The 24427-nt window shown below is 73.4% G+C and carries 23 protein-coding genes; 16 read left to right on the top strand and 7 right to left on the bottom strand.

From position 1 onward, the window contains the following. The 5 genes from ACH4K4_RS14130 (at nt 1) to ACH4K4_RS14110 (ending at nt 3962) form a co-directional block, all read left to right on the top strand. Nucleotides 1–120: a hypothetical protein gene (locus ACH4K4_RS14130; protein ID WP_398167997.1), complete on the top strand. Its 120-nt coding sequence runs from the start codon at nt 1–3 to the stop codon at nt 118–120. Between the two features lie 53 nt (nt 121–173). Continuing rightward, nucleotides 174–1238: an RNA polymerase subunit sigma-70 gene (locus tag ACH4K4_RS14125; RefSeq protein WP_398167307.1), complete on the top strand. Its 1065-nt coding sequence runs from the start codon at nt 174–176 to the stop codon at nt 1236–1238. Nucleotides 1239–1334: 96 nt separating this feature from the next. Continuing rightward, complete coding sequence (locus tag ACH4K4_RS14120) at nt 1335–1784, top strand: hypothetical protein (protein ID WP_398167305.1); 450 nt, start codon at nt 1335–1337, stop codon at nt 1782–1784. 210 nt (nt 1785–1994) lie between these two features. Beyond that, nucleotides 1995–3605, top strand: coding sequence for an adenosine deaminase (locus tag ACH4K4_RS14115; protein WP_398167303.1), 1611 nt, complete (start codon nt 1995–1997; stop codon nt 3603–3605). 180 nt (nt 3606–3785) lie between these two features. After that, a complete protein-coding gene (locus tag ACH4K4_RS14110; protein WP_398167302.1) occupies nt 3786–3962 on the top strand; it encodes a hypothetical protein in 177 nt (58 codons plus the stop codon). Here ACH4K4_RS14110 and ACH4K4_RS14105 read toward each other — a convergent pair. Both ACH4K4_RS14105 and ACH4K4_RS14100 read right to left on the bottom strand, forming a co-directional pair. Next, on the bottom strand, nt 3957–5219 hold the full coding sequence (locus ACH4K4_RS14105; RefSeq protein WP_398167301.1) for a cytochrome P450: 1263 nt from the start codon (nt 5217–5219) through the stop codon (nt 3957–3959). The two genes, ACH4K4_RS14110 and ACH4K4_RS14105, sit on opposite strands and share 6 nt — an antisense overlap. Nucleotides 5220–5572: 353 nt before the next feature. Beyond that, complete coding sequence (locus ACH4K4_RS14100; RefSeq protein ID WP_398167300.1) at nt 5573–7198, bottom strand: acyl-CoA synthetase; 1626 nt, start codon at nt 7196–7198, stop codon at nt 5573–5575. 211 nt (nt 7199–7409) lie between these two features. On the opposite strand from ACH4K4_RS14100, the gene ACH4K4_RS14095 reads away from it, so the two are divergent. From ACH4K4_RS14095 to ACH4K4_RS14075, 5 genes are all read left to right on the top strand, one after another. Beyond that, nucleotides 7410–8210 (top strand): crotonase/enoyl-CoA hydratase family protein, encoded by an 801-nt coding sequence (locus ACH4K4_RS14095; protein ID WP_398167298.1) that lies wholly within the window; start codon nt 7410–7412, stop codon nt 8208–8210. Between the two features lie 26 nt (nt 8211–8236). Beyond that, entirely contained in the window at nt 8237–9211 is a 975-nt protein-coding gene (locus ACH4K4_RS14090) for a Zn-ribbon domain-containing OB-fold protein (RefSeq protein ID WP_398167297.1), read from the top strand. Continuing rightward, nucleotides 9211–10257 carry a thiolase domain-containing protein gene (locus ACH4K4_RS14085; RefSeq protein ID WP_398167296.1) on the top strand — a complete coding sequence of 349 codons (1047 nt, stop codon included), beginning with the start codon at nt 9211–9213 and terminating at the stop codon, nt 10255–10257. Before ACH4K4_RS14090 ends, ACH4K4_RS14085 begins: the two co-directional genes overlap by 1 nt. Next, nucleotides 10254–11435: a thiolase domain-containing protein gene (locus ACH4K4_RS14080; RefSeq protein ID WP_398167295.1), complete on the top strand. Its 1182-nt coding sequence runs from the start codon at nt 10254–10256 to the stop codon at nt 11433–11435. Before ACH4K4_RS14085 ends, ACH4K4_RS14080 begins: the two co-directional genes overlap by 4 nt. Before the next feature lie 81 nt (nt 11436–11516). Continuing rightward, complete coding sequence (locus ACH4K4_RS14075) at nt 11517–11756, top strand: DUF397 domain-containing protein (protein WP_398167293.1); 240 nt, start codon at nt 11517–11519, stop codon at nt 11754–11756. Nucleotides 11757–11890: 134 nt separating this feature from the next. Here ACH4K4_RS14075 and ACH4K4_RS14070 read toward each other — a convergent pair whose 3' ends face one another. From ACH4K4_RS14070 to ACH4K4_RS14050, 5 genes are all read right to left on the bottom strand, one after another. Continuing rightward, nucleotides 11891–12193, bottom strand: coding sequence for a hypothetical protein (locus ACH4K4_RS14070; RefSeq protein ID WP_398167291.1), 303 nt, complete (start codon nt 12191–12193; stop codon nt 11891–11893). Nucleotides 12194–12284: 91 nt separating this feature from the next. Beyond that, nucleotides 12285–13499 (bottom strand): RICIN domain-containing protein, encoded by a 1215-nt coding sequence (locus tag ACH4K4_RS14065; protein ID WP_398167289.1) that lies wholly within the window; start codon nt 13497–13499, stop codon nt 12285–12287. A 236-nt stretch (nt 13500–13735) separates the two neighbouring features. Beyond that, nucleotides 13736–14419 carry a hypothetical protein gene (locus ACH4K4_RS14060; RefSeq protein WP_398167288.1) on the bottom strand — a complete coding sequence of 228 codons (684 nt, stop codon included), beginning with the start codon at nt 14417–14419 and terminating at the stop codon, nt 13736–13738. Nucleotides 14420–14798: 379 nt separating this feature from the next. Continuing rightward, nucleotides 14799–15560, bottom strand: a complete 762-nt coding sequence (locus tag ACH4K4_RS14055) for a DUF2637 domain-containing protein (RefSeq protein ID WP_398167286.1) — start codon at nt 15558–15560, stop codon at nt 14799–14801. A 94-nt stretch (nt 15561–15654) separates the two neighbouring features. Next, the gene (locus ACH4K4_RS14050) at nt 15655–15909 is read right to left on the bottom strand and encodes a hypothetical protein (protein WP_398167285.1); all 255 of its coding nucleotides are present in this window, start codon (nt 15907–15909) and stop codon (nt 15655–15657) included. Nucleotides 15910–16400: 491 nt separating this feature from the next. Here ACH4K4_RS14050 and ACH4K4_RS14045 point away from each other — a divergent pair, with 491 nt between their 5' ends. From ACH4K4_RS14045 to ACH4K4_RS14020, 6 genes are all read left to right on the top strand, one after another. Continuing rightward, nucleotides 16401–17942, top strand: coding sequence for a cytochrome P450 (locus ACH4K4_RS14045; RefSeq protein WP_398167284.1), 1542 nt, complete (start codon nt 16401–16403; stop codon nt 17940–17942). Between the two features lie 16 nt (nt 17943–17958). Next, nucleotides 17959–19143, top strand: coding sequence for a terpene synthase family protein (locus ACH4K4_RS14040; protein ID WP_398167283.1), 1185 nt, complete (start codon nt 17959–17961; stop codon nt 19141–19143). Nucleotides 19144–19285: 142 nt separating this feature from the next. Further along, nucleotides 19286–20662, top strand: coding sequence for a protoporphyrinogen/coproporphyrinogen oxidase (locus ACH4K4_RS14035; RefSeq protein ID WP_398167282.1), 1377 nt, complete (start codon nt 19286–19288; stop codon nt 20660–20662). A gap of 264 nt (nt 20663–20926) precedes the next feature. Then, nucleotides 20927–22126 carry an ATP-binding protein gene (locus ACH4K4_RS14030; RefSeq protein ID WP_398167280.1) on the top strand — a complete coding sequence of 400 codons (1200 nt, stop codon included), beginning with the start codon at nt 20927–20929 and terminating at the stop codon, nt 22124–22126. Then, on the top strand, nt 22084–23850 hold the full coding sequence (locus ACH4K4_RS14025; protein WP_398167279.1) for a hypothetical protein: 1767 nt from the start codon (nt 22084–22086) through the stop codon (nt 23848–23850). Before ACH4K4_RS14030 ends, ACH4K4_RS14025 begins: the two co-directional genes overlap by 43 nt. Before the next feature lie 42 nt (nt 23851–23892). Continuing rightward, nucleotides 23893–24393 (top strand): hypothetical protein, encoded by a 501-nt coding sequence (locus ACH4K4_RS14020; protein WP_398167278.1) that lies wholly within the window; start codon nt 23893–23895, stop codon nt 24391–24393. Nucleotides 24394–24427 lie beyond the last annotated feature (34 nt).

The following is a 24427-nucleotide window of genomic DNA, read 5'->3' as shown; positions in this document are numbered from 1 at the left end:
CTGACCGGGACCGACCTGATTGGGACCGACTCGACCGGGATCGACCTGACCCGGACTAACCTGCCCGGTGGGCCTGCACGCTCGCAGGCATCACGGACAGCGCTGCCGACCCGGCCGTGAAGCGGTCGTGACACGGCCGGGCCCGCAGCGCACGCGAGGGGGCGGCCGACGGGATGCGGGGGCAGGGAGGCACGGACGAGCGGGCGGAGGCCGCGGTCCGGGAGGGGGACGAGCGGGCTTTCGCGCGGCTCGCCGAGCGCTACCGCCACGAACTGCGGGTGCACTGCTACCGGATGCTCGGCTCCTTCGACGACGCGGAGGACCTCGTACAGGAAGCCCTGCTGCGGGCCTGGCGCAAGAGAGCCACCTTCGAGGGACGGGCGACATTCCGGGCCTGGCTGTACCGGATCGCCACCAACGCCTGCCTGGACGCACTGGCCGGCCCCGCCCGCAACCGGGAGATCGCGGTGGCGGTCGGCAGTACGGGCGGCGCGGTGCGTTCCGCGCCGGCCGAAGTCACCTGGCTACAGCCCTACCCGGACACGCTGCTGGACCTGGCGGCACCGGCCGACGGCGGCCCGGAAGCGGTGGCGATCGCCAGGGAAACCGTCGAACTGGCCTTTTTGGCGGCCGTCCAGCACCTGCCGCCGCGGCAGCGGGCCGTACTGATCCTGCGCGACGTCGTCGGCCTGCCCGCCGCCGAGACGGCCGAGGCGCTTGAGCTGAGCGTGGCCGCGGTCAAGAGCGCGCTGCAACGCGCCCGCGCCACACTGCGCGAGCAGTTGCCCGAGCGACGCGCCGACTGGGCGCGGGCCACCGGCCCCAGCGACGCCGAACGCGCCCTCCTCCAGCGCTTCATCGCCGCCTCCCGGGCGGCCGACGTGCCCGCGCTGGCCGCCTTGCTGCGCGAGGACGGCCGGCAGACCATGCCGCCCGCCCACCTGGTGTTCGAGGGGCGCGCGGCCGTCCTGGGCATGTGGACGCCCGTCCTGGAAGGCGAACAGGCGTGGGGCGACTGGCACGCCGTACCGCTCGCCGTGAACCGGCAGCCGGCCGCCGTGAACTACGTGCGCCGCCCCGGCTCCCCGGCGTACACGGCGGTCAACATCGACGTGCTGCGTATCGAGGACGGCCGGATCGCGGAGATCACCACCTTCGCGCCGGACCTCCTGTCCGCCCTCGGCCTCGCCTCCGCCCTGACGCCTGCCGACGTGCGGGGCGGCACGGACGGGAGGTGACGCAGGTCACTGCCGGCCGCCGATTCCTTTCCGCGGGCCCGCCGGTCGTATGAGTCGTATGAGCGGTAGGAGTGCGCAGGAAAGGGAGGAACGAGCATGACGGAGCGGGCGGACAACAGGGCGGCGGCGCGGTCGGACGAGGGGATCGGGGGACTGGTGAGGCTGGTGGGCCGCTGGCGGGTCGGCGGCGGGGTGACGGGCACGGTCACCTACCGGCTGCTCGACGGGGGGTTCTTCCTGGTGCAGGACGTCGCGTTGGAGCAGTACGGGCGGCCGGTCACCGGCATGGAGGTGATCGGCCGGGAGAAGCCCTTCGGCGCACAGACGCCGGGGGAGGACATCAGGTCCCGCTTCTACGACAGCGAGGGGCACACCTTCGACTACGTGTACGAACTGGAAGGGGACGTCCTGACGATCTGGGGCGGCGAGAAGGGCTCGCCCGCGTATTTCCGGGGCACCTTCGCCGCGGACGGGAACAGCCTCGCCGGCGCGTGGGTCTATCCGGGCGGCGGGGGCTACGAGTCCACGATGACCCGGGTCGGTTGAGGGGATGAGGGGATGACTGGTTGAGCGGCTGAGCGGCTGAGCGGTCGCCGCCGCCGGGGCAGGGGGCTTGTCTCCGGTGGCGGCGGTGACGGCGGCGCACCGGTCCCGCCGCGCGGCTGTCGCGTGGTCCGGTGGATTCTTGTTCACCCAAGAGGACGCAGCCCCGCCTGCCGTTGCCGTCTCGTCCGCCGGACTCGCCAAGATGAGCGAGTGATCACCTTCCCCCGCCGCCGGCGGCACCGCCGGTCCGCCCCGCTCGCCCTCGGCGTGAGCTGCACCGCCGTACTGTCGCTGCTGCCCTCCTCGGCGCTCGCCGCGCCGCCGGACCCGGGCGCGGCCGCCGCCCCCGCCGGTACCGAGCAGCTGGTCGCCGCCCACCTAGCCAGGATCAAGAACCGGCCCGCGGCGCTGCGCGCCTTCTTCCGCGCGCTGCCCAAGGGCGCCGACCTGCACAACCACCTCTCGGGCGCGGCCTCGACCGAACTGCTGATCAAGCTGGCGGGCGACGGCAGGCTGTGCATCGACAACAGGACGACGACGGCCAAGCCGGGGCCGTGCGGGCCGGGCACGCGGCCGGCGGTGCAGGCGCGTACCGACCGCGCCTTCCACCGCCGGATCCTGCGGGCCTGGTCGATGCAGGACTTCTCGTCGGCGTCCGGCGAGTCCGGGCACGATCATTTCTTCGCCGCCTTCGGCAAGTTCGGCGCGGTCACCTGGCCCAACGGCGGCAAGCTGCTGGCCGACGTGGCGAACTCCGCAGCCCGGCAGAACCAGTTCTACCTGGAGACGATGCTGACGCCCGCCTCCGAGAGCGGCAAGAAGCTGGCGGACCGGGTCGGCTACCACGCGGACCTGCGCAGGATGCACCGGCTGCTGACGTCCGGCGGCAGGCTGGACCAGCTCGTGCGCGAGGCCGGACGCGAAACGGACGCGAACCAGGCGCAGTTCCGCAAGGCGGCGGGCTGCGGCACGGCCCGTCCGGGTCCCGGCTGCCGGCTGCCGGTCCGGTACATCTCCCAGGTGTCGCGCGGTGCTTCGCCCCAGCGGGTCTTCACCCAGATGGCCATCGGTATGCGGCTCACCGAGCGCGACCGCCGGTTCGTCGCGGTGAACCTCGTGCAGCCGGAGGACGAGGAGAACGCGCTGCGCAACTACCGGCTCCATATGCGGATGCTGGACTACCTGCACGGCGTCTACCCGCGCGCCCACATCACCCTGCACGCCGGTGAACTCGTCCCCGGCCTGGTCAAGCCCGAAGACCTCCGCTTCCACATCAACGAGGCGGTGCGCACCGGGCACGCGGAGCGCATCGGCCACGGTGTGGACGTGGCGCACGAGGACAACGCGCCCGCGCTCCTGCGCACCATGGCCCGGCGGAACATCGCCGTGGAGGTGCCGTTCACCAGCAACCGGCAGATCCTCGGCGTCACCGCCGCCGACCATCCCTTCCCGCTCTACCGGCGCTACGGCGTGCCGGTCGTGCTCGCCACCGACGATCCGGGGATCTCGCGCAGCGACATCAGCCGCGACTACCAGTACGCGGCCGCCGCCTACGGCTTGCGGTACGGCGAACTGAAGAACCTGGCCCGCGCCTCGCTGGAGCACGCCTTCCTGCCCGGCCGCGGCCTGTGGGGCGAGCGGGGCAACGGGCGGCGCGCGTACGAGCTTTCGGGCCCCTGCCGTTCCGAACGTCCCGGCCAGGGCCTCCCGCGCACGGCGTGCGCACGATTCCTCGCCAAGAACCAGAAGGCGGCTCTTGAGTGGCGCCAGGAGGTCGCCTACGCCCGCTTCGAGCACCGCGTCCTGCACACGCGACACTGAACGGGGCATGATGACAGGCGGCCGCAAGGGGTGGAGGGTTAAAGAGGTGGAGGGGTGACGGGGCGATGGTGATACGGAACGGGCCGAGTCTCCCGCGCCGGCTGTTGACCACGGGTACGGCCGCCGTGCTCCTCGTCGTCACCCAGGCGACGACGGCCGGCGCGGGTCGACGACGCGCTGATGCGGGCCGTCGCCGGGTCCGAGGAGGCGCGGTCGGCGCCGCTCTGCGGCCCCCGGCTGGCGGACGCCGACCGACGCGTACGCCACGAAAGGCGCCTGGACGCCCTGCACACGGTCGCGCTGGCCCGTTCCGTACGGTCCGTGTGCGGGCGCGAGGAGCCGGGCCGGGCGTCATGAGGCGCCGCGCGGGGCCAGGACGACCGGCAGGTCCCGCAGGCCGTTGAAGACCAGGCCGGGGCGGCGCGCCGGGGGCCGTTCCGGCTCGTACAGGGCCAGCTCGGGGAAGCGTTCGAAGAGCGCGGACAGGGCGACGGCCGCTTCGAGCCGGGCGAGCGGCGCGCCGAGGCAGTGGTGGATGCCGTGGCCGAAGGCGAGGTGGCGGGTGGGCTCCCGGGTGATGTCGAAGCCCGCGGCGCCGGGCCCGTGCTGCTCGGGATCGCGGCCGAACGCGGTGTACGAGAGCATCACCGGGTCGCCGGCGCGGATGGTGTGGCCGGCCAGGTCCACGTCGCACAGGGCGTAGCGGAACGGGAAGTTGGCGACCGGCGGGTCCCAGCGCAGCACCTCCTCGACCACCGCGTCCCACGCCACCTGCCCGCTGCGGGCGAGCGCCAGCTGACGCGGGTGGGTGAGCAGCGCGTACACGGCGTTGCCCAGGAGGTTCACGGTCGTCTCATGGCCGGCGACGATCATCAGCAGCAGCGTGTCGACCAGTTCGGTCGCGCTCAGCGTCCACTCCCCGGGGGCCACCAGCGCGCTCGTGAGGTCGTCCCCCGGCCTGGCCCGCTTCTCGTCGAGGAGCCCGCCGAGCGCGGCGCGCAGCGCGCGGTGGGTGGCCAGGGCCTCGGACGGGCCGGCCGGGGCGCCGAACAGGGCACCGCACAGCGACCGCAGCCGCTCGCGGCGGCCGCCGGGTACGCCGAACAGCTCGCAGATCACGTGGATCGGCAGCGGGAGCGCGAACCGCTCCCGCAGCTCGACCGGCTCCGTGGCCGGGCCGGCGGCGAGGCCGTCCAGCAGCAGGCCGGTCAGCTCCTCGACGCGCGGCCGCAGCCGCTCCACACGGCGCACGGTGAACGCCCGGGCCAGCGGCGCGCGCAGCCGGGTGTGGTCGCCCGCCGTCGCGGTGGTCATGTTGGCGACGGTCAGCAGCGGCGCCAGCGGCCAGGAGCACGGGACCTCCCCGCTGCGCCAGGCACGCCACGCGCCGATGTCCTTGACGAAGCGGCTGTCGGCCAGCACCGTACGCCCGGCCTGATGGCGGGTCACCAGCCAGGCCGTCACCCCGCCCGGCAGCACGACGGGGACGACCGGCCCCGCGGCGCACAGCGCGGCCGTGTCCGAGCGCGGGTCGTGCTCCGCGGGGTCGAGCCGGACCCGGAGGTCGTACGAACCGGACCGGGCGCCTTCGAACTCCACGCTGTCGAAGTCCATGCTTCAGCGTAGAGCCGTTGCCGGGCCGCTTCCCACCCTTGGCGCGGGCCGCGGCTTGCTGCATTCGGGCGGCGCGGCGTGTGCCAAGCGGGTGAAGCGCCGTAACCGGAAGTTGACCCACCTGGAGGCGCGGGGCAACCGTGCGGGTGTCCCCTTCCTCCCACACAGGAGAACCGTATGTCCGAGATTCTTGCCGTCATAGCCCGGCCCGGCGCGGCGCACACCCCCTCGCGGGTGTGTCGGCCGCGCCGCCGCCAGCGCCGCACCACCTGAACTGCCGGTCAGGGACTCCGGCCGCCGTCGGGGCGGCGGCCGGAGCCCGGCCGGTGACCGGGGCCCCGCGCGAACGGCCCCTACAGGGCGGCCCCGGAGACCACCGTCTTCGCCCACCGGTAGTCCGCCTTGCCGCTCGGGGAGCGCTGGATGCGGTCGGCGAAGACGACCGAACGGGGAACCTTGTAGCCGGCCAGCCGCGCCCGGCAGTGGGCCTGCAAGGCGGCCAGGTCCAAGGGGGGCGCACCGTCGCGGAGCTGGACGACGGCGGCGACCCGGCTGCCCCACCGCTGGTCCGGCACGCCGGCCACCAGCGCGTCGTACACGTCGGGGTGCGCTTTCAGCGCCTGCTCGACCTCCTCCGGGTAGATCTTCTCGCCGCCGGAGTTGATGCACTGCGAGCCCCGCCCGAGGACGGTGACGACGCCCTCCTCGTCGACGGTGGCCAGGTCGCCGAGAAGTACCCACCGGTCGCCGTTCGCCTCGAAGAACGTCTCGGCGGTCTTGCGCGGGTCGTTGTAGTAGCCGAGCGGTACGTGCCCGCGCAGCGCGAGCCGCCCCACCTCGCCGGCCGCCACGGGCCGGTGGGCGGGGGAGTCCGCGTCGACCACCGCCGTGTGCGCGTTGACGCGTAGCCGGAAGCCCTTGTCCGGGCCGGAGTCCTCGGTGGCGGTGCCGTTGAAGCCCGACTCGGAGGAGCCGAAGTTGTTGAGCAGCAAGGCGTCCGGCACGAGGGCGGCGAACTGGGCCCGTACGGTCTCCGAGAGGATCGCGCCCGAGCTGCTGACGCTGAACAGCGAGGAGCAGTCCGTGCCCTTGAGCGGGCCCGCCAGCGCGTCCGCGAGCGGGCGGAGCATCGCGTCGCCGACCAGCGAGATGCTGGTGACCCGCTCGCGTTCGACGGTGCGCAGTACCTCCTCCGGCACGAACTTGCGGTGCAGGACCACTTTCTGGCCGAAGTGGAAGGCGATGAAGGCGGTGAGGGTGGAGGTGCCGTGCATCAGCGGGGGAGTGGGGAAGAAGACCAGCCCTTCGCCGCCGGCGGCGACGCGTTCGGCCAGTTCCTCCGGGCGCCGTACCGGCTCGCCGGTGGGCGCCCCGCCGCCCATGCCGGAGAAGAACAGGTCCTCGTGCCGCCACAGCACGCCCTTGGGCATGCCGGTGGTGCCGCCGGTGTAGATGATGAACCGGTCGTCGGGGGAGCGCGGCCCGAAGCCGCGCTCGGGCGGCCCGGACGCCTCGGCGTCCGCGAACGGCACGGGGCGGACGGCGGGCTCGGGGGCGTGCGGTGGCGGCGTGCCGACCCGGACCAGGTGGCGCGGTCCGCCGGTGCGCGGCAGCGCGGCCGCGACCCGGCCGGTGAACTCCGCGTCGAAGACCAGCGCGGCGAGGTCCGCGTCCCGGTAGAGGTATGCCAGCTCGTCCGCGACGTAGCGGTAGTTGACGTTGACCGGGACGGCACGGATCTTCAGGCAGGCGTAGACGGTCTGGAGGTACTCGACGCCGTTGTAGAGATGCAGGCCGACGTGTGCGCCGGGCGTGATCCCGTGGGAGCGCAGGTGGTGGGCGAGCCGGTTGGCGGCCCGGTCCAGCTCCGCGTAGGTCAGCCGCCGCGCCGCGCCCGGGTGATCGAGGTAGACCAGCGCCTCGCGCCCGGGAACCGTGTCGACGACCGACTCGAACAGATCGGCGAGGTTGTATTCCACGTCTCCTCCAGGGCGGACGGCGGCGTCGGTCTGGCGGTCATTAGAGCGCCGCGCGGCGGACGGGGGAAGGGGCGCGGCGGCGGAAACTGACTGACTGTCAGAAAACCCTTGAAGTCGTCCCCCCGCTACTGCAACCTGTTCTACGTTCCGGGGCGTACGGGCGGCTCACGGGCGGCGGGCACGGCACGCGGCCGTACGGACAGGAGGACGCATGGGCGGGACCGAACATCTGACCGTGACACGCGAGGGCGCGACCCTGGTGCTCACGCTCAACCGGCCGGAGGCGAGGAACGCGCTCTCGCTCCCGATGCTGGTCGGCCTGTACGACGGCTGGACCGCGGCCGACGAGGACGACGCCGTCCGCTCGGTCGTGCTCACCGGAGCCGGCGGCGCCTTCTGCGCGGGCATGGACCTCAAGGCGCTGGCCGGCCGGGGCATGGCGGGCGAGCAGTACCGGGAGCGCCTCGAAGCCGACCCCGAACTCCACTGGAAGGCGATGCTGCGCCAGTACCGCCCCCGCAAGCCGGTCGTCGCCGCCGTCGAAGGCCCCTGCGTCGCGGGCGGCACGGAGATCCTCCAGGGCACGGACATCAGGGTGGCCGGCCGCAGCGCCACCTTCGGCCTCTTCGAGGTACGGCGCGGGCTCTTCCCCATCGGCGGGTCCACCGTCCGCCTCGCCCGCCAGATCCCGCGCACCCACGCACTGGAAATGCTGCTCACCGGCCGCCCGTACACCGCGGCGGAAGCCGAGCGCATCGGGCTGATCGGGCACGTCGTGCCGGACGGCGGCGCGCTCGGCAAGGCGCTGGAGATCGCCGGGCAGATCAACGCGTGCGGCCCGCTCGCCGTCGAGGCGGTCAAGGCGTCCGTCTACGAGACCGCCTCCATGACCGAGGAGGACGGGCTGAAAGCGGAGATGGAACGCGGCTGGCCCGTCTTCGCCACCGCCGACGCGAAAGAGGGCTCCCGGGCCTTCGCGGAGAAGCGCCCGCCCGTCTTCCGGCGCGCCTGACACCCGTACGCGAGCGAGGAGCCCGTATGTCCCAGACCTCCCGCACCGTCGGCACACCCGGGGCGCTCACCGCGCCGCTCGTCGTGGAGTTCCCCTTCACCCGGTCGCTCGGCCCCGTACAGAGCGCCTTCCTCACCGGGCTGCGCGAGCGCGTCGTCCTCGGCGTACGCACCGGCGAAGGCCGGGTGCTGGTGCCGCCCGTCGAGTACGACCCGGTCACCGCCGAGGAGATCCGCGACCTCGTCGAGGTCGGCAGCACCGGCACCGTCACCACCTGGGCCTGGAACCCGGCCCCGCGCCGATACCAGCCGCTGGACACGCCGTTCGCCTGGGTGCTGGTCCGCCTCGACGGCGCCGACACGGCCCTGCTGCACGCCCTGGACGCGCCCGGGCCGGAGGCCGTGCGCTCCGGGATGCGGGTGCGCGTGCGGTGGGCGCGGGAGCGTACCGGCGCGATCACCGACATCGCGTGCTTCGAGCCGTACGAAGAGGGCGGCGCGGCGGGGGAAGCCGTCCCGCACAGCGGCGAGTTCACCGACCCCGTCACCGGCATCACCACCCCCGCCCGCCTCGACTACACCTACTCGCCCGGCCGGGCCCAGACCCGCTACCTGACCGCCCTCGCCGGCCGCCGCACCGTCGGCGAGCGCTGCCCGTCCTGCCGCAAGGTGTACGTACCACCCCGCGGCGCCTGCCCCACCTGCGGCGTCGCCACCCGGGAGCAGGTCGAGGTCGGCCCCAGAGGCACGGTCACCACCTTCTGCATCGTGAACATCAAGGCCAAGAACCTCGACATCGAGGTGCCGTACGTCTACGCGCACATCGCCCTGGACGGCGCCGACCTGGCCCTGCACGCGCGCATCGGCGGCATCCCGTACGACGAGGTGCGCATGGGCCTGCGGGTGGAGCCGGTGTGGAGTGACGACGGCCGCTTCCCGGACCACTACCGGCCGGCCGGCGAACCCGACGCCGACTACGACAGCTACAAGGAGCTGGTCTGATGCGTGAGATCGCGGTCGTCGCCTTCGCGCAGAGCGACCACACCCGCGACACCTCCGACGTCTCCGAGGCCGAACTGCTGCTGCCGGTACTCCAGGACGCACTCGGCCAGGCGGGACTGCGGGCCGGAGAGGCCGACTTCACCTGCTCGGGGTCGTCGGACTACCTCGCCGGGCGGGCCTTCTCCTTCACCATGGCGCTGGACAGCGTCGGCGCCTGGCCGCCCATCGCCGAGTCGCACGTGGAGGCGGACGGCGCCTGGGCGCTGTACGAGGCGTGGGTCAAGCTGCTGACCGGCGAGGCCGACACCGCGCTCGTATACGCGTACGGCAAGACCTCGCCCGGCGAGGTGCGCGACGTGCTCACCCGCCAGCTGGACCCCTACTACCTCGCGCCGCTGTGGCCCGACTCCGTCTCCCTGGCGGCCCTCCAGGCCCAGGCCCTGATCGACGCCGGCGACACGGACGAACGGACGCTCGCCGAGATCGCGGCACGCAGCCGCGCCGACGCGGTGGCCAACCCGCACGCCCAGCTCAGCGGCCCCGTGCCACCCGGCGAGTACGTCGTGCGGCCGCTGCGCACCGGCGACTGCCCGCCGGTCGGCGACGGCGCCGCCGCCGTGGTCCTCGCGGCCGGGGACACCGCACGGCGGCTGTGCGAGCGCCCCGCCTGGATCCGCGGCATCGACCACCGCATCGAGGCACACGGACTCGGCGTACGGGACCTCACCGACTCGCCGTCCGCCCGGCTGGCCGCCGAGCGCGCCGGCGCCTTCGAACAGCCGGTGGACACCGCCGAACTGCACGCGCCCTTCACCGCGCAGGAGGTCGTGCTCCGCAAGGCGCTCCGGCTGGACGACGCGGTACGGGTCAACCCGTCCGGCGGGGCGCTCGCCGCCAACCCCGTGATGGCCGCCGGGCTGATCCGGATCGGCGAGGCAGCGGACCGGATCCGGCGCGGGCAGTCGCGGCGCGCGCTGGCCCACGCCACCTCCGGGCCCTGCCTCCAGCACAACCTGGTCGCCGTACTGGAAGGGGAGCCGCGATGAGCAGGGCCGCAGCCGCGAAGGAGCCCGTCGCCGTCACCGGCGTCGGGCAGACCCGGCACGTCGCGGCCCGCCACGACGTCTCCATCGCCGGACTGGTGCGCGAGGCCGCGCTCCGTGCACTTGAGGACGCCGGGCTGGGCTGGCAGGACGTCGACGCCGTCGTCATCGGCAAGGCCCCCGACTTCTTCGAGGGCCTGATGATGCCGGAGCTGTACCTCGCCGACGCGCTCGGCGCCGTCGGCAAGCCGATGCTGCGGGTGCACACCGCCGGTTCGGTCGGCGGCTCCACCGCCCTGGTCGCGGCCGACCTCGTCGCGGCCCGCGTACACCGCACCGTGCTGACCCTCGCCTTCGAGAAGCAGTCCGAGTCCAACGCCATGTGGGGACTGTCGCTTCCGGTCCCGTTCCAGCAGCCGCTGCTGGCCGGGGCGGGTGGCTTCTTCGCCCCGCACGTGCGCGCCTACATCCGGCGTACGGGCGCGCCCGCCACGGTCGGCTCCCTGGTCGCCTACAAGGACCGCCGCAACGCGCTGAAGAACCCGTACGCCCACCTCCACGAGCACGACATCACCCTGGAGAAGGTGCAGGCGTCCCCGATGCTCTGGGACCCGATCCGCTTCTCCGAGACCTGCCCGTCCTCCGACGGCGCCTGCGCGATGGTCCTCACCGACCGCGCGGGCGCGCGGCGGGCGCCGCGCCCGGCAGCCTGGGTGCACGGCGGGGCGATGCGCAGCGAACCGACCCTCTTCGCGGGCAAGGACTTCGTCTCCCCGCAGGCGGGCAAGGACTGCGCCGCCGCGGTGTACCGGCGGGCCGGGATCACGGACCCGCGCCGGGAGACCGACGCGGTCGAGATGTACGTCCCGTTCAGCTGGTACGAGCCGATGTGGCTGGAGAACCTGGGCTTCGCCGCGCCCGGCGAGGGCTGGAAGCTCACCGAGTCGGGGGTGACGGAACTCGACGGCGACCTGCCCGTCAACCCGTCCGGCGGGGTGCTGTCGGCCAATCCCATCGGCGCCTCCGGCATGATCCGCTTCGCCGAGGCGGCGCTCCAGGTGCGCGGGCAGGCGGGTGAGCACCAGGTCCCCGGCGCGCGGCGCGCACTGGGGCACGCGTACGGGGGCGGCTCCCAGTTCTTCTCGATGTGGCTGGTGGGCGCGGAACCGCCCACCACGTGACACGGGTGCGCACCGCGGTCTGTCGGTCACCGGGCGCGATGGCTAGGCTGACCGCAGCGCCGAACCGGGAGGAGCAGCGACGTGGCCGAGGGCATCACCGAGGAGCGGCTCGCGAACGGGGCCGTGCCGGAGCTGGATCTGACCGGCGCCGCGTGGCAGTCGAGCACCCAGGGGGTGGGCGACGTGCAGGTCGCCTTCGTCGAGGGGTACATCGCGATGCGCAACCGGCGCACACCGGACGTGCCCGCGCTGGTCTTCACGCCGGCCGAATGGCGCGGCTTCGTCCTCGGCGCCCGGCACGGGGAATTCGACCTCACCTGACGTTCCACGAGGACGGGCCCCGAAGCCTCAGGCCAGGACGACACAGCCGCGTTCGCGCAGTGCGCACAGGGGCGCCGCGTCGTGGTCCACGGGGTTCCAGCGCAGGTCCAGTTCGCGCAACGCCTGGAGGCCGCTCAGGGGGCGGGCAGTCCTGTCAGGTGGTTGCCGCGCAGCCACAGCTCCCGCAGGCGCGCGGGGCGGCCGAGGGAGACCGGGAGGTCCGTGAGGGCCGCGTGCTGCGCGCGGAGTTCGCGCAGCCCCGCCATGTCGCCGAGCGACGCACGCAGCCGGCCGACCTGGGGCGGGAGTACGGTCAGCTCGTTCCCGGCGAGGATCAGCACCCGCAGACCGGTACGCGCCCACACGTCGGCGGGCACCGAACGCAGCCCTGCCTCCCAGTGGTTGAGCACCTGCGCGGAGCCGATGGCATTCGTCATGCACGCAGGTTAGTGAGGGACGGCCCGGTGCGCGGGACCGGGCGGCCGTACGGAGAGACGGCCGCAGGCCACCCGGTCGCGCGGGCCGCCGCTATGCCCAGAGCCCCAGCAGGAAGGGGTAGGCGTTCAGCACCGGCGCGGGCCCCTGGATGAGGTCGCGCAGGGTGAAGACGGCGTACTCGGTGCCCTTGGTGGCGAAGAAGTGGACCTCGTCGCCGACGGTGGCGGAGGCGACCGCGTCCGGCGTCTCCCAGCCGTTGGGCAGCTGGCCCAGCCGGATCGGCTGCACCTCGCGGATGTCCGGCGCCCGGAACCGGCCGTCGATCAGCGCCGTGCCCTGCTCGCAGAAGAGCAGGTACTGGGAGTCGTCGGGCCTGGCCGGCGCCGCCTCCAGGACCCGCCCGTACGGCTCCAGCTCCCGGGACGGGAAGTACTCCTCGCTCCGGTCGATGCCGTCGTTGCCCTTGTCGGAGAAGGCGACGGTCAGATCGCCCTTGACGCCCAGGTACGTGCGGTCGCTGTGCCGCGGCGCCCGGGTGACGAAGTCGAAGCCGCCGTGGAACTCCTTGGGCAGGTGCGGGAACTGGGTGCTGATCTTGCGTGGCCCCGCCTCGACGCGGTTGCGCGAGGAGAACCGGATGACCTCGTCGCCGCGGAAGCCGTCGAAGCGGACGAACGGCGTGGTGTCGCCCGGCACGTACTTGGCGACGGTGCCGAAGACCCCGCCGGCGGCCTCCAGCGACGCCTTGAAGACGTGCGCGACGGTGGAGACGATGCCGCCGCCCGGCTCCACCAGCAGCCCGGAGAGCGCGTCGAACACCTTGTCGCCACCGAGCGCCTCGACCGGCTCGAAGGCCCACTGCTGGGCGCCGCGGTAGGCCCCGGTGTTCTCCGTGGACTGGTCGACGGCCGCGCCCACGGCGGCGGCGTTGTCGCGGACGTTCGCCCACAGGCCGCTGTGCAGGTTGGAGATCCGGTACGGATCCTCCTCGACGAGCTGCCAGGACTGGCTGCGGTAGGCGGGGGTGTTCTCCTCCAAGTGCTCCTGGACCAGGGGAGCGCCCTTGTCCTTGCTGCACCTGCGGACCTGGAGGTACCCGCCACTGTTCTGGTTCTGCAGCCGGAAGGTGTTCTCGCCTCCCGGCGCGGACTCCAGCCGCCACGCCTGCGCCGCCCGCTGCGGCCAGTCGTGCAGCCTCTCCTGGACGATGTCCGTGGGAACCTGTTTGCTGTTGCCCTTGGCGGTCAGGTAGAGACCGCTGCTCGTGTTCTTGATCAGGTACGTGCCCTTGGCGCTGACGCTCACGGGAACCTCCTGGGGAGCGGACGGAAATATTTCCGATTCCGGCGCTCCACCCTAGGAGCAGGGACCCCGGGGCGCGACGGTACGGCCATCAGACCCGGCCAAGGTCACGTGCCGGTTCCGGCCCGCCCGCGCACCGCCCACAAGGCCGGATCCCCGCCGCCGCCGTCCCGCCGTTCCGGCTCCACGCGTCAGCAACGACCGGAACAGCACGCAGGACCGGGCGCGGGAGGCCCGGGTCACTGCTGCGCGGGGATGGTGGGCGCCGCTTCGAGCGAGGTCGGCGGTACGGGCCCGTGGTCGCCGCGGGGGCCGAGTTCGGCGGCGCGCGTCGCGTACGCGGTGGCGGGCTCCGGCGGCTGGGTCTGCTGGGTGTCGGCGAGGACGGTGGTCGCCAGGTGCCGCAGCACGTCGGCGTGCGCGTGGAGCATCTGGTGGGTCCTGGTGTCCTCGGGGTCCGCGAGCAGGATGCGGGCGGCGGTGTTGACCGCGCGCAGCCGGGGTTTCTGGGCCGTCCGGTGGGCCCGGGGCAGCGACCGCCAGGCGGTGTTGGCGACGGTGATCAACCGCCACAGGTCGTTGGTGGCCGGGTCGGTGTCGTAGAACCGCAGCCCGTACCGGCCGACGAGCCAGTAGGAGACGGACAGCGCCACGGCCATCGCGAGGTCGAACCCCATCCAGACGCGTGCCAGTTGGTCGCGGTCGATGACCACGTCGACGAGCAGGGCCACGCCCGCGCCGCCCGCACCGAAGAGGACCGAAGCGATGACGCCGAAGAACGCGCAGGCCGGAACGATGCCGATCCCGTTCTCGCTGTCCACCCGGAGGAGCCCCTGCCAATGGGGCGCCAGGTAACGGGCGTAGCGGACGGGTTTCGGGGCGGGTTCCGTGACGGCGATCCTTTTCGCCCAGCTCACGGCCATCAATACTCACTCCTCTATCGGCTGCTGACGCAACGGCTCACATCCCCACCAACGAATCACGGAAATAGCGGATACGCTCGCTCTGGTCAAGCAACCGTTTCTGCTGCGCTGTTTCCTCCGGACAGCCGGGCGCATTCGGGGGGCGTATTGCGCCCTCCCGGGCAACAAAAAAAGGGGCGGTCGGCCGGTTTCGGGTATTTTCCGTACGACGGACCGTACACCCGGTTTCCGGCCCGGCCGAGGAAACGCGAGCGGATTTCCCCGAAGCGTCGGCGAGGCCCGGATCCCGGTGAATACCCGGCAGCGTGCGGCCGTTGACCTCCGCGCCCTGAAAGTGATTTCCGGCGGCCGCCGCGGGACCCGGGCGGCCGCCGGGAGGTCAGCGGGCGGAGCGGTGGCGGCGGGCGCCGCTCTTCGTCTGCGCGTGCCGCGTCGAGGGCGTCGGCGCCGGGCCCGGTTCGAGCTGGCGGATGAGCTGGTGGAAGCAGAGCAGCACGGTGACCGGCGGCAGCCCCGCGACGGTGATGCCGGCCGGTGTCGTGGGGGCCTTGGCGATGCACAGCACCGTGGCGACGGCGGCGAAGAAGATGACCACGCACCACGAGTGGGCGGTGCGGCGCCGGTGGGCGCGGGCCCGCAGGATGGACAGGATGGCCGCGACCCACGGGCCGTAGACCAGGAGCGGCCACAGCTGGGCGATGTGCGGTGAGGTGGCCTCGCCGGCCAGCGCCCGCAGCGGCGGGTAGGAGGCCACCGCGGCCAGCAGGCCGACCGCCACCACGATCACGGCCGTCAGGACCACGGTGACCACGCTGAGCGTGCGGCGCCAGGACCGGGTACCGCCGCGCGCCGGGTTGCGGGCGGCGCGTACGAAGGACGGCTTGCGGTGGCTGTGGGGTTCGGACGCCGGCAACGCGTCGGCCACGCGGGGCTGTTCGGCGGTGTCCAGGAGCTGGGCCAGCTCGGCGTCGAGGTCGTCCGGCACCAGCCGGGCCGCGTCGTAGGCGTAGGCGTCGGCCAGGCTCTCGTGGGCGGGCTGGTCGCGGAAGAGGGGACCGTCGGTGAGCCCGAACGCGTAGGACAGGTCGGGCTCGTGGGTGGCTTGGGCGGGGATCCGGTACCCGTCGGCGGTGGACGGCATCAGGAGATGAAGACTGGGGGGATCGTACACGGCAACTTCCCTGCGGGCGGTGCGGCGGCGGTGGTCCCGGTCGGTCAGGTGGTGCGGTCCGCTCTCAGCACCGCCGGGGTTCCGGGCCGTATTCGGCTTCGGCCTGCTGCGACCACAACGCGGCCCTGATCCGGTCGAGTTCCGCGCCGAGGCGTTCCAGCAGATCATCGGAGTGCTGCGGGCGCACGTATTCCCTTTCGCTTTCCGGCTCGGCCTGCGCACGGTCGCCGGCGGAAGGGACGGGGACACACTCGGGCTTGAAGAACCGCCGTCCGAGGCGCCGCACCGGCTGCTGGAGGGGGAGAGGAGTGTCAGGCATACATGCGGAACGAACAGGGCCGACTCGAAGGGACGGGTATGCGGCCCTACTGAACTCAAGTAGACGTGGAGGGTGCGAAGAGGAGGTGATCGGAAAGAATGGTTGTTTCCCGCGGGGTTCCGGCTTCGCCGTGGCCGGCCCTATACCACCGGGTCCCGCCTCGCGTCATCAGGGCGTCTGGCGGCGCGTTCACCGCCGGCGGCCCGGGCGTGCCGCCCCGCCGCCGCGAACGGTTGTCCGCCCGGACGCGCCCACCTCGGCAGCGGAACGTTACTGCTCATACGGGGGCGGCTCCGGCGCGCGACGGACCGTTTCAGCGTAGCCCGCACCGGTGAGCCGACCCCCACTCCGACGCGCCCCCCGAAGAAAGTATGACCAGGAGACCGGCCGGTCGGCCCGGGTAGGTAATGGGGCGACTCCCCACCCGTCCCCGTACCGCCCCCGGGCAGCCCTTCGCGGCGGCCCGGAACACCAGCCGAGCGAGGTGCTCCGTGAAGGCAACCCACGGCGAGGCCGGCGTCCGCACACCGCGCGGCGCGGCGCACACGCAGAACGCCTGGACGGTGTCGGCGGCGCCCGGAGGCATACCCCTGCTGGGACACGCGCTCCCGCTGTGGCGGCGGCCGCTCGACTTCCTGGCCGCACTGCCCGACCACGGCGACCTGGTGGCGATCCGCCTCGGGCCGCAACGCGTCTGGCTGGCCTGCGACCCGGCCCTGGTGCAGCAGATCCTCATGGACCCGCGCACGTACGACAAGGGCGGCCCGCTCTACGACACGATGCGCATGGTGCTCGGCAACGGCCTGGTCACCTGCTCCCGGACGGCGCACCGCAGGCAGCGCCGGCTGGCCCAGCCCTGCTTCCGGCCGTCCCGCATCGCCGACTACGCGGGAGTGATGAGCGCCGAGATCGGCGCCGCCGTCGAGGAGTGGCGGCCCGGGCAGACGCTGGACGTCACCGACGCGATGATGGACCTCTCGGCCAGGGTGACCACCGGCGTGCTCATGTCCACCTCCCTCGCCCCCGGCCTCGCCGCCGACGTACGCGGCTGCCTGGGCACCGTCATGCGCGGCGTGCTGCTTCGCGCCGTCGTCCCCCTCGGCCCCCTCTACAAGCTCCCCACCCCGGGCAACCGCCGCTTCGACCGGGCGCTGGCCCGGCTGCACGGCATCATCGACGGCATCATCGCCGAGCGCCGCGCCGCTCCGGACGAGCACGACGACCTGCTGGCCACCCTCCTGGCGGCCACCGACGACGACCGGGAGGACGACGACGCCGGCCGGAGCACCGGCGGACGCTGCCCGGTGGACCACACCCGCGACCACCCCGTACCACCGCCCGCCACCAGGGAGGCCACCGACGCCAAGGAACCGCTCACCGACCAAGAGGCCCACGACCAGCTGATGACCTTCCTGGTGGCCGGGATCGAGACCACCGCGCTGGCGCTCGCATGGACGTTTCACCTCCTGTCGCGGCACCCCGAGGAAGAACGCCGGCTGCACGCCGAGGCCGACAGCGTGCTCGCCGGCCGCCCGCCGGGACCCGGCGACCTCCCCAGGCTCGGCCACGCCCGGCGCGTGGTCACCGAAGCCCTGCGCATGTATCCCCCCGGCTGGGCCCTGACCCGCGTGACCACCACCGAGACCACCCTGGCCGGCCGGCGGCTGGCCCGGGGAAGCACGGTCCTGTACAGCGCCTACGTGCTGCACCAGGACCCGGTCGCCTTCCCCGACCCCCAACTGTTCGACCCCGACCGATGGTTGCCGGAACGGGCAGGGAGCGTTCCGAGCGGTGCGATGCTCCCGTTCGCCGCAGGCAACCGCAAGTGCATCGGCGACCACTTCGCGATGACCGAAGCCGTGCTCGCCCTTGCCGCCATCGCCGCGCGCTGGCGCCTGCGCCCGCTGTCCGCCAGGACCGTACGACCGGTCCCGGCGGCGGTGCTGAGCCCGGGCCCGCTGCCCATGGTCTGCGAGCCACGCGGCCGCCGCCCGGGTGGCGGAGCGCCGGCCGTGCCAACTGAAGCACCGTGAACATGGAGAGAGAACCATGCAAGCAACAGGCTACGGCGTCCCGGAATCCGACCTGCCCGCCGCCCGTTGGGGCCAGGTCCGACTGGCGCGAGACCGGGCGGACGGCGAACCGGACGGCACGACGGCGCGCTCCGCCGTCGAGATCCCGCCGCTGTTCTGCCCCATCCCGGCAGCGCCGCACCACGAGACCGCCGCGATCGAACGGCGCGTGGTGGACTGGATGGCGCAGTTCGGATTCTGCGACGACGACTTCCACCACGCCCAGGTCATCGCCAACCGCACCGCCGAGTGGGCGTGCCGGATCGCCCCCGGCGGCACGGCCGACCCGCTGCAGATCGGCGCCGACTGGTCCTGCCTGGGCCTGCTGCTGGACGACGTGTACCTGGACGGCGGCCTCTACAGCCGGCACCCGGAACGGTTCCTCCCGATGGCCGTCCGGGTCATCCACGGTGCCGACCACCCCGAGACCACCGACGACGAGACGGCCGACCCGTACACGGCGGCTTTCGGCGAGGTCTCGCACCGCTACCGCAGTTACGCCTCCGGCACGGTCGTACGACGGTGGATCGACGGCGTTGCCGAATGGTTTCTGGCGGCGTCGGTGGGCCTGGCCCAGCGGGCGTCGGGCACCGTGCCGAGCCTGGCGGAGTATCTCGTCATCGGGCCGCGGGACCGCGGCACCAAGGCGTCCATCGCCGTCATCGAGATGGCGGAGGGCACCTCACTGCCCAACGAGGCGGCGGAGACACCCCGGATACGGGCCCTGACGCAGATCGCGTCGGCCCTGGTGACCTTCGCCAACGACGTCTACTCCTACCACCGCGAGGTCAAGGAGCAGTCGCTGGAGTCCAACCTCGTCGGCGTCCTGGAGCACGAGCTGCGCGTGCCGCCCCAGGAAGCCATGGCCAGGGCCGCGGCGCTGCACGACCGGCTGATGTGCCTGTACGTCACCCTGCGGGACCGTACCGCCTACCGCGCCGCCCCAGAAACCCGCTGCTACCTGGGGCAGTTGGACCACTTCATCCGGGGCAACCTGGACTACAGCGCCGTCACCCCGCGCTACCGGACCGACCCGAGTGCCGTCCCCGACCCGGCACCCGCTTTCGGTGTATGGGCGGACTCGCCCTGTGATGGGAGCCTCGAACCGCTGCCGCTGCGCCCCGTCGCGTGGTGGTGGGACCAGCTGAGCCCCGCGGTGTGAGGCGCCGGCGGCATCCGCCGGCGCCGTGGCCCCAGGGCCCCGGCGGGTCTTCCCGGCCCCCGCGGCCCGTCGAACCTCTTTGGTACCCGCGGTGCCGGCCCCCGGGGGCCGGCACCCGTACCGGCAGGAAGGGTGAACCGGTGTGAGTGCAAAGCCCCGTGTCGTCGTGGTGGGTGGCGGTATCGCCGGCCTGTCCGCGGCGTTCCGGCTCCAGCAGGCCGGATGCGAAGCCGTCGTCCTGGAGAGCGCGGGACCCGAGGCGGTCGGCGGCCGGATGGCCACCGTCGACGTCTCCGGATTCGCCGTCAACCGGGCGGCGACCATCCTCATCAACAGCTACCGCGACCTGATACGCCTGATCGCGGCGGCCGGCCTGGCGGGCGAGGTGGTGCCCGGATCCGACCTGTTCGGCCTGGTGCGCGGCGGCCGGGTGGACCGGGTCCGCCTCGGCTCCCGCCGGCAGCTCGCCACCGGCGGGCTGCTGACCAGCTTCCCCCTCGCGGACGTCGCCAAGCTGCTGCGGGACTACCGCCGCATCCGCCCCTTGCTGACGCCGCACGACATGTCGGCGATGGCCGCGGCCGACTTCGAGTCCGTGCACCAGTACGCGACCCGCCGTGGCCTGCGTCCCGAGACGCTGGAGTACCTGCTCGACCCGCTGGTCTCGGGCCTGTGCCTGGGCGAGCCCGAAGAGGTCTCGGCCGCCATGCCGTTCGTCTTCATCGACGTCATCCTGTGCGGCGGTGGCTTCTTCACCTCGCGCGAGGGCGTGGGCTTCCTGCCCAAGGGGCTGGCCAGGCAGCTCACCGTCGAGTACCGCGCGCGGGTCACCTCGGTCGAGGACCGCGGGGACGAGGTGGCCGTCACCTGGCACCGGCCGGGCGAGGCGGAGCACCTGGAGACCGCGGCCGCCTGCGTGCTGGCCGTGCCGCCGCCGCAGGTACCGCAGCTGTACGCACAGCTCACGGCCGACCAGCGCGAGTTCCTGGACGACGCCCCGTACGCGCGAAGCGTCCACGTCGCCTTCGGGCTGGACCGGCCCACGGCGGAACGGGCGATGCTGGTGCAGGCGTCCCGCGTCGAACACCCCGACCTCTGCGCCTTCGTGCTGGAGCACAACCTCTCCCCGCAGCGCGTGCCGGAGGGGACCGGGCTGGTCATGACCCACCTGCGCGGCGCGTGGTCGGACCGCAACTGGGACCTGGGGGACGACAAGGTGGTCGACCACGTCCTGGCGGGCGTCCGGCGGCTCGGCATCCTGCCCGAGCTGGCACGCCACACGACGATGACGCACATCTGGCGCGTCTCGCCGTGCCTCATCGGGCGCCGACCGGGGGACTACCGGGCCATCGCCCGGTTCGCAGCCGGGTTCCGCGCCGACGGCCGCGTCCAGCTCGCGGGCGGCGACTACTTGGGCCACTCGACCACCAACAGCAGCGTGTGTTCCGGGGAGCAGGCCGCCAGGAACCTGCTGAACCGGCTGCGTACGGAAGGGGCGCTCACCCCGACGCGCCGCTGACCCGCCCGCGGTGGCCTGAACCGGCCCCAGGCAGCCCCGATTCACCCGTGAGAGTGGCGACTTGCGGGTGGATCGAGCGTGCGCGGACCGGTACGTGCGGGCGCGTATAGCACGGTCGGGCCCCCGATGTGCAGCGTGTCGCTCATCCTGGTTACCGCGGGTCCGTATCGGCGTACGCTCTGCGCTATCCGCAGGCAGAGTGCGACCCAAGCGGCCCGCGCTCACGGCGGGCGGGACGAGCCGGCGCGGCGAACGGATTCGGTCATGGCTGAGTGGGAACACGTGCGTGACGTACGACGGGGCTTGCTCGAAAGGAACACCGAACTCGGCGCCCTGGACGCGGCCCTGACCCGGCTCTGCGGGCCGGGGGACGGGCCGGCCGCCGCCCGGCGCGGCGGTCTGCTCTCCTTCGCCGGACCGGCGGGCATGGGCAAGACCGCGCTGCTCGCCGAGGTGCGCGCCCGCGCCGCTGCCTACGGCTGCACCGTGCTCTCCGCACGCGGCGGCGAGCACGAACAGGGCATGGCGTTCCACGTCGTGCGCCAGCTCGTGCAGCCGGTGCTGGCCGCGTACGACGACGACTACCGCACCGTACTGGGCAGTTGGTACGGCATCGTCGCGCCCGCCGTCGGCCTCGTCGCCGACGCGGGCGGCAGCAACCCCGACCCCACCGGAGTCCGCGACGGCCTGGACTGGCTGCTGACCCGCTTCGCCGTGCAGCAGGCGCCCACCGTGCTGGTCCTGGACGACGCCCACTGGGCCGACCAGGAATCCCTGGGCTGGCTGACCGCCTTCGTGCCGCGGGTCGAGGAGCTCCCGATGCTCGTCGTGGTCGCGTACCGGCCCGAGGAACTCACCCGCGGCGCCGACCCCTTCCGGCGGCTGGCCGAGCGCCACGCCTCCCGGCCCTTCCCCCTCACCCCGCTCACCTGCGACGCGGTCGCCAGCATCGTCCGCGAGGCGCTCGGCGACGGCGTCGAGGACAAGTTCTGCACCGAATGCTGGGCGGTCACCGACGGCAACCCCTTCGAGACCGTCGAACTCGCCGCCGGGCTCAGCGAACGCGGCGTCAGGGGCAGCCGCGACGACCTGCCGGCACTGCGCGAACTGGCCTCGGCGGTCAAGGGGAAGGGTCTGGTCGACCGGCTGGACCGGCTCGGCGGCGCGGCCGTCCGGCTCGCCTGGGCCACCGCCGTACTGGGCACCTCGGCCACCCTCGACGTGACCGCCGGCGTCGCCGCCCTGGGCAGCGAGTCCGCGGTCGACATCGTCGCCCAGCTGCGCGAGGCCCGCATCCTCGCCCCGGCCGACGGCCCGGACGGCACCCTGCAGTTCGTCCACCCGCTGATCGCCACCGCCGTCCACCGGGCCATCCCCACCGCGCTGCGCGTCGGCATGCACAACATGGCCGCCGAAGCGTCGTGGAGGCCGGGCTCGGGCCGACGGTCGCCGCGCGGCACCTGATGGAGGTGCCCTGCCAGGGCGACGACTGGGTCGTCCAGCGGCTGCGCCAGGCCGCACGCGAGTACGTACGGGCCGGGGCGCCCGACGCCGCCCGCCGCTTCCTGGCCCGCGCCCTGCGGGAGCCGCCCTCGCCCGAACAACGCGCCGCCGTCCTCTTCGAGCTGGGCGCCGCCACCTTCCTCACCGCACCCGAGGTCACCGTCAACTACCTGCGCGAAGCCCTCGACGAACCGGACATCGAACCCGAGCTGCGCGAGGCCGTCACCTACCGGCTGGCCCAGGCGCTCGCCCACACCGACCAGGTCGCCGAGGCCGCGGCGGTCGCCGCCGCGGAGGCCCGGCGCACCAGCCTGCCCGGCACCCGGCTGCGGATGCAGGCCGAGAACTTCGTCTGGAGCGCCTTCCGGGCCGACGAACCGGACTCCGCGGCCCGCTCCCGCAGGCTGTCCCGGCTCGCCGACCACCTGGCCGGCGGCAGCCTCGCCGAGCGCTACATCCTGGGCCTGCGCGCCTGGGACTGCGTGGTGCACGGCGAGCCCGCGGCCACCGCCCTGCGCTACGCCGAAGCCGCGCTGGTCGGCGGGCTGAGCTGGACGGAGGACAACCGCGGCTTCGAGGTGCCGGTCGCCGTCGCCATGACGTTCATGTACTGCGACCAGCCGGGCCGCGCCGAGGAACTGTTCAACCGCGGCATGGCCGAGTGCGAGCGCAAGGGCTGGCGCGGCGCCCACCTGGCCTTCGGCCACGCCCTGCTCGGCTACATCCGCTACCGCCGCGGCGCGCTGGCCGAAGCCGAGGCCCTGGTCCGCGAGGGGCTGCGGATCGCCGAACGCGTCGGCGGCGCGGTACCCGCCCAGTGGTACGCCATCGGCATCCTCATCGAGATCCTGCTCGCCCGCGGCCGCGTCCAGGACGCGCAGGACCTCGCCGACCGCTTCGGCTACGGCGACGTGGTGCCCAACGCCGTCGTCTACCCCGACTCCCGCACCGTCTACAGCGAGCTGCTGATGGCCCGCGGCCTGCACCGGCACGCCGAGCACCACCTCAAGGCGGTCGGCCGGCGGCTGGAGGCGCGCGGCATGCGCAACCCGGCCTGGTGCCCCTGGCAGCTGCACCTCGCCCGCGCCACGGCGCTCACCGACAGCCCGCGCGCCGTCGAACTGGCCGAGGAAGGCGTACGGCGGGCCCGCAGGTTCGGCACCCCGACGGCGGTCGGCGAGGCGCTGCACTGCGCCGCCACCGTGATCGGCGGCGGGCAGGCACTCAAGCTGCTCGCCGAGGCCGTACGGGAGCTGGAGCACTCGCCCGCCGGATACGCGCTGGCCGAGGCCCTGGTCGACCACGGCGCGGCCCTGCGCCGCGCCGGACTGCCCCAGGACGCCGCCGAGCACCTCTACCGCGGCCTGGAGGGTGCGGTGCACTGCGGGGCCGACGGCCTGGCGGCCCGCGCCCGCGACGAGCTGTCCGCCGCGGGCCTGCGCCCCCGCCAGCTCCACAACTCCGGCACCGAGGCGCTCACCGCGCAGGAGCGGGCGGCGGCCGAACGGCTCGCCCTCGGCTGGTCCCCCCGCCGCATCGCCGAGGAGCTGGCCGTCCCGGAAGCGGTCGTGACCCGTCTGCTGTCCAGCGTCTGCCGCAAAATGGGCACGGACTACGCCGGGCTGCCCCGGCTGCTGGAGACCTCCGCGGCGGCCACCGAACCGGCCGGGCCGCCGCGGGGTTGACGCGGGGCCCGCCGGCCGGCGGCAGCCACGTACGATGGCGGTATGTCCTTCCTCCGCCGCCGCAGCGCAGCCACGCCCGCCGGGCCTGACTTCGACGTCCTCGCCATGGACCCCGGGGACTGGCCCGGCAACCTCGGAGCGGGGCTGCTGCCCGCCCCCGACGGCAGCTGCCAGGGAGTCTTCCTCCGCTACGACCTGTTCGGCGGCCGCGGACCCGCGATGGTCATCGGCAACCTCCCGGAGGGCTCCCCGGCGCGCGAGCCGGGCGAAGGCGAGGTGCCGTTCGAGGTGGCGCAGCTGCTTGCCGCGCTCGGCAACGACGAGCCGGTCACCGTCGTCGAGACCGAGGACACGCCGGTCATGCACGACGACAACCTGCTGATCGTCAAGCGCATCAAGTGCTCGGAGGGCCGGATCTCCTGCGCGCAGTTCGACCGCAGCGACGGCGTGCTGGTGACCATCGCCTGCTGGGACCGGCCGATCACCGACGACCTGTACGCCCTGCTCAAGCCGCTGCCCGCGGAGATGTTCCAGCAGGGCTGAGAGCCTGTGTCAGGAGGACCGCGCCCGGCTGCCG

The sequence above is a fragment of the Streptomyces sp. NPDC017529 genome (assembly GCF_044329785.1).
GTDB lineage: Bacteria > Actinomycetota > Actinomycetes > Streptomycetales > Streptomycetaceae > Streptomyces.
The sequence above is the reverse complement of the archived record's forward strand: the minus strand, read 5'-3'. Positions and strand labels throughout refer to the sequence as shown.

Bases quoted from the DNA above. Each gene is read 5' to 3' on its own strand.
- ACH4K4_RS14125 (WP_398167307.1), top strand. From the start codon at position 174: ATGCGGGGGCAGGGAGGCACGGACGAGCGGGCGGAGGCCGCGGTCCGG.
- ACH4K4_RS14120 (WP_398167305.1), top strand. From the start codon at position 1,335: ATGACGGAGCGGGCGGACAACAGGGCGGCGGCGCGGTCGGACGAGGGG.
- ACH4K4_RS14110 (WP_398167302.1), top strand. From the start codon at position 3,786: ATGCGGGCCGTCGCCGGGTCCGAGGAGGCGCGGTCGGCGCCGCTCTGC.
- ACH4K4_RS14105 (WP_398167301.1), bottom strand. From the start codon at position 5,219: ATGGACTTCGACAGCGTGGAGTTCGAAGGCGCCCGGTCCGGTTCGTAC.
- ACH4K4_RS14095 (WP_398167298.1), top strand. From the start codon at position 7,410: ATGGGCGGGACCGAACATCTGACCGTGACACGCGAGGGCGCGACCCTG.
- ACH4K4_RS14090 (WP_398167297.1), top strand. From the start codon at position 8,237: ATGTCCCAGACCTCCCGCACCGTCGGCACACCCGGGGCGCTCACCGCG.
- ACH4K4_RS14085 (WP_398167296.1), top strand. From the start codon at position 9,211: ATGCGTGAGATCGCGGTCGTCGCCTTCGCGCAGAGCGACCACACCCGC.
- ACH4K4_RS14080 (WP_398167295.1), top strand. From the start codon at position 10,254: ATGAGCAGGGCCGCAGCCGCGAAGGAGCCCGTCGCCGTCACCGGCGTC.
- ACH4K4_RS14070 (WP_398167291.1), bottom strand. From the start codon at position 12,193: ATGACGAATGCCATCGGCTCCGCGCAGGTGCTCAACCACTGGGAGGCA.
- ACH4K4_RS14060 (WP_398167288.1), bottom strand. From the start codon at position 14,419: ATGGCCGTGAGCTGGGCGAAAAGGATCGCCGTCACGGAACCCGCCCCG.
- ACH4K4_RS14055 (WP_398167286.1), bottom strand. From the start codon at position 15,560: ATGCCGTCCACCGCCGACGGGTACCGGATCCCCGCCCAAGCCACCCAC.
- ACH4K4_RS14050 (WP_398167285.1), bottom strand. From the start codon at position 15,909: ATGCCTGACACTCCTCTCCCCCTCCAGCAGCCGGTGCGGCGCCTCGGA.
- ACH4K4_RS14040 (WP_398167283.1), top strand. From the start codon at position 17,959: ATGCAAGCAACAGGCTACGGCGTCCCGGAATCCGACCTGCCCGCCGCC.
- ACH4K4_RS14030 (WP_398167280.1), top strand. From the start codon at position 20,927: ATGGCTGAGTGGGAACACGTGCGTGACGTACGACGGGGCTTGCTCGAA.
- ACH4K4_RS14020 (WP_398167278.1), top strand. From the start codon at position 23,893: ATGTCCTTCCTCCGCCGCCGCAGCGCAGCCACGCCCGCCGGGCCTGAC.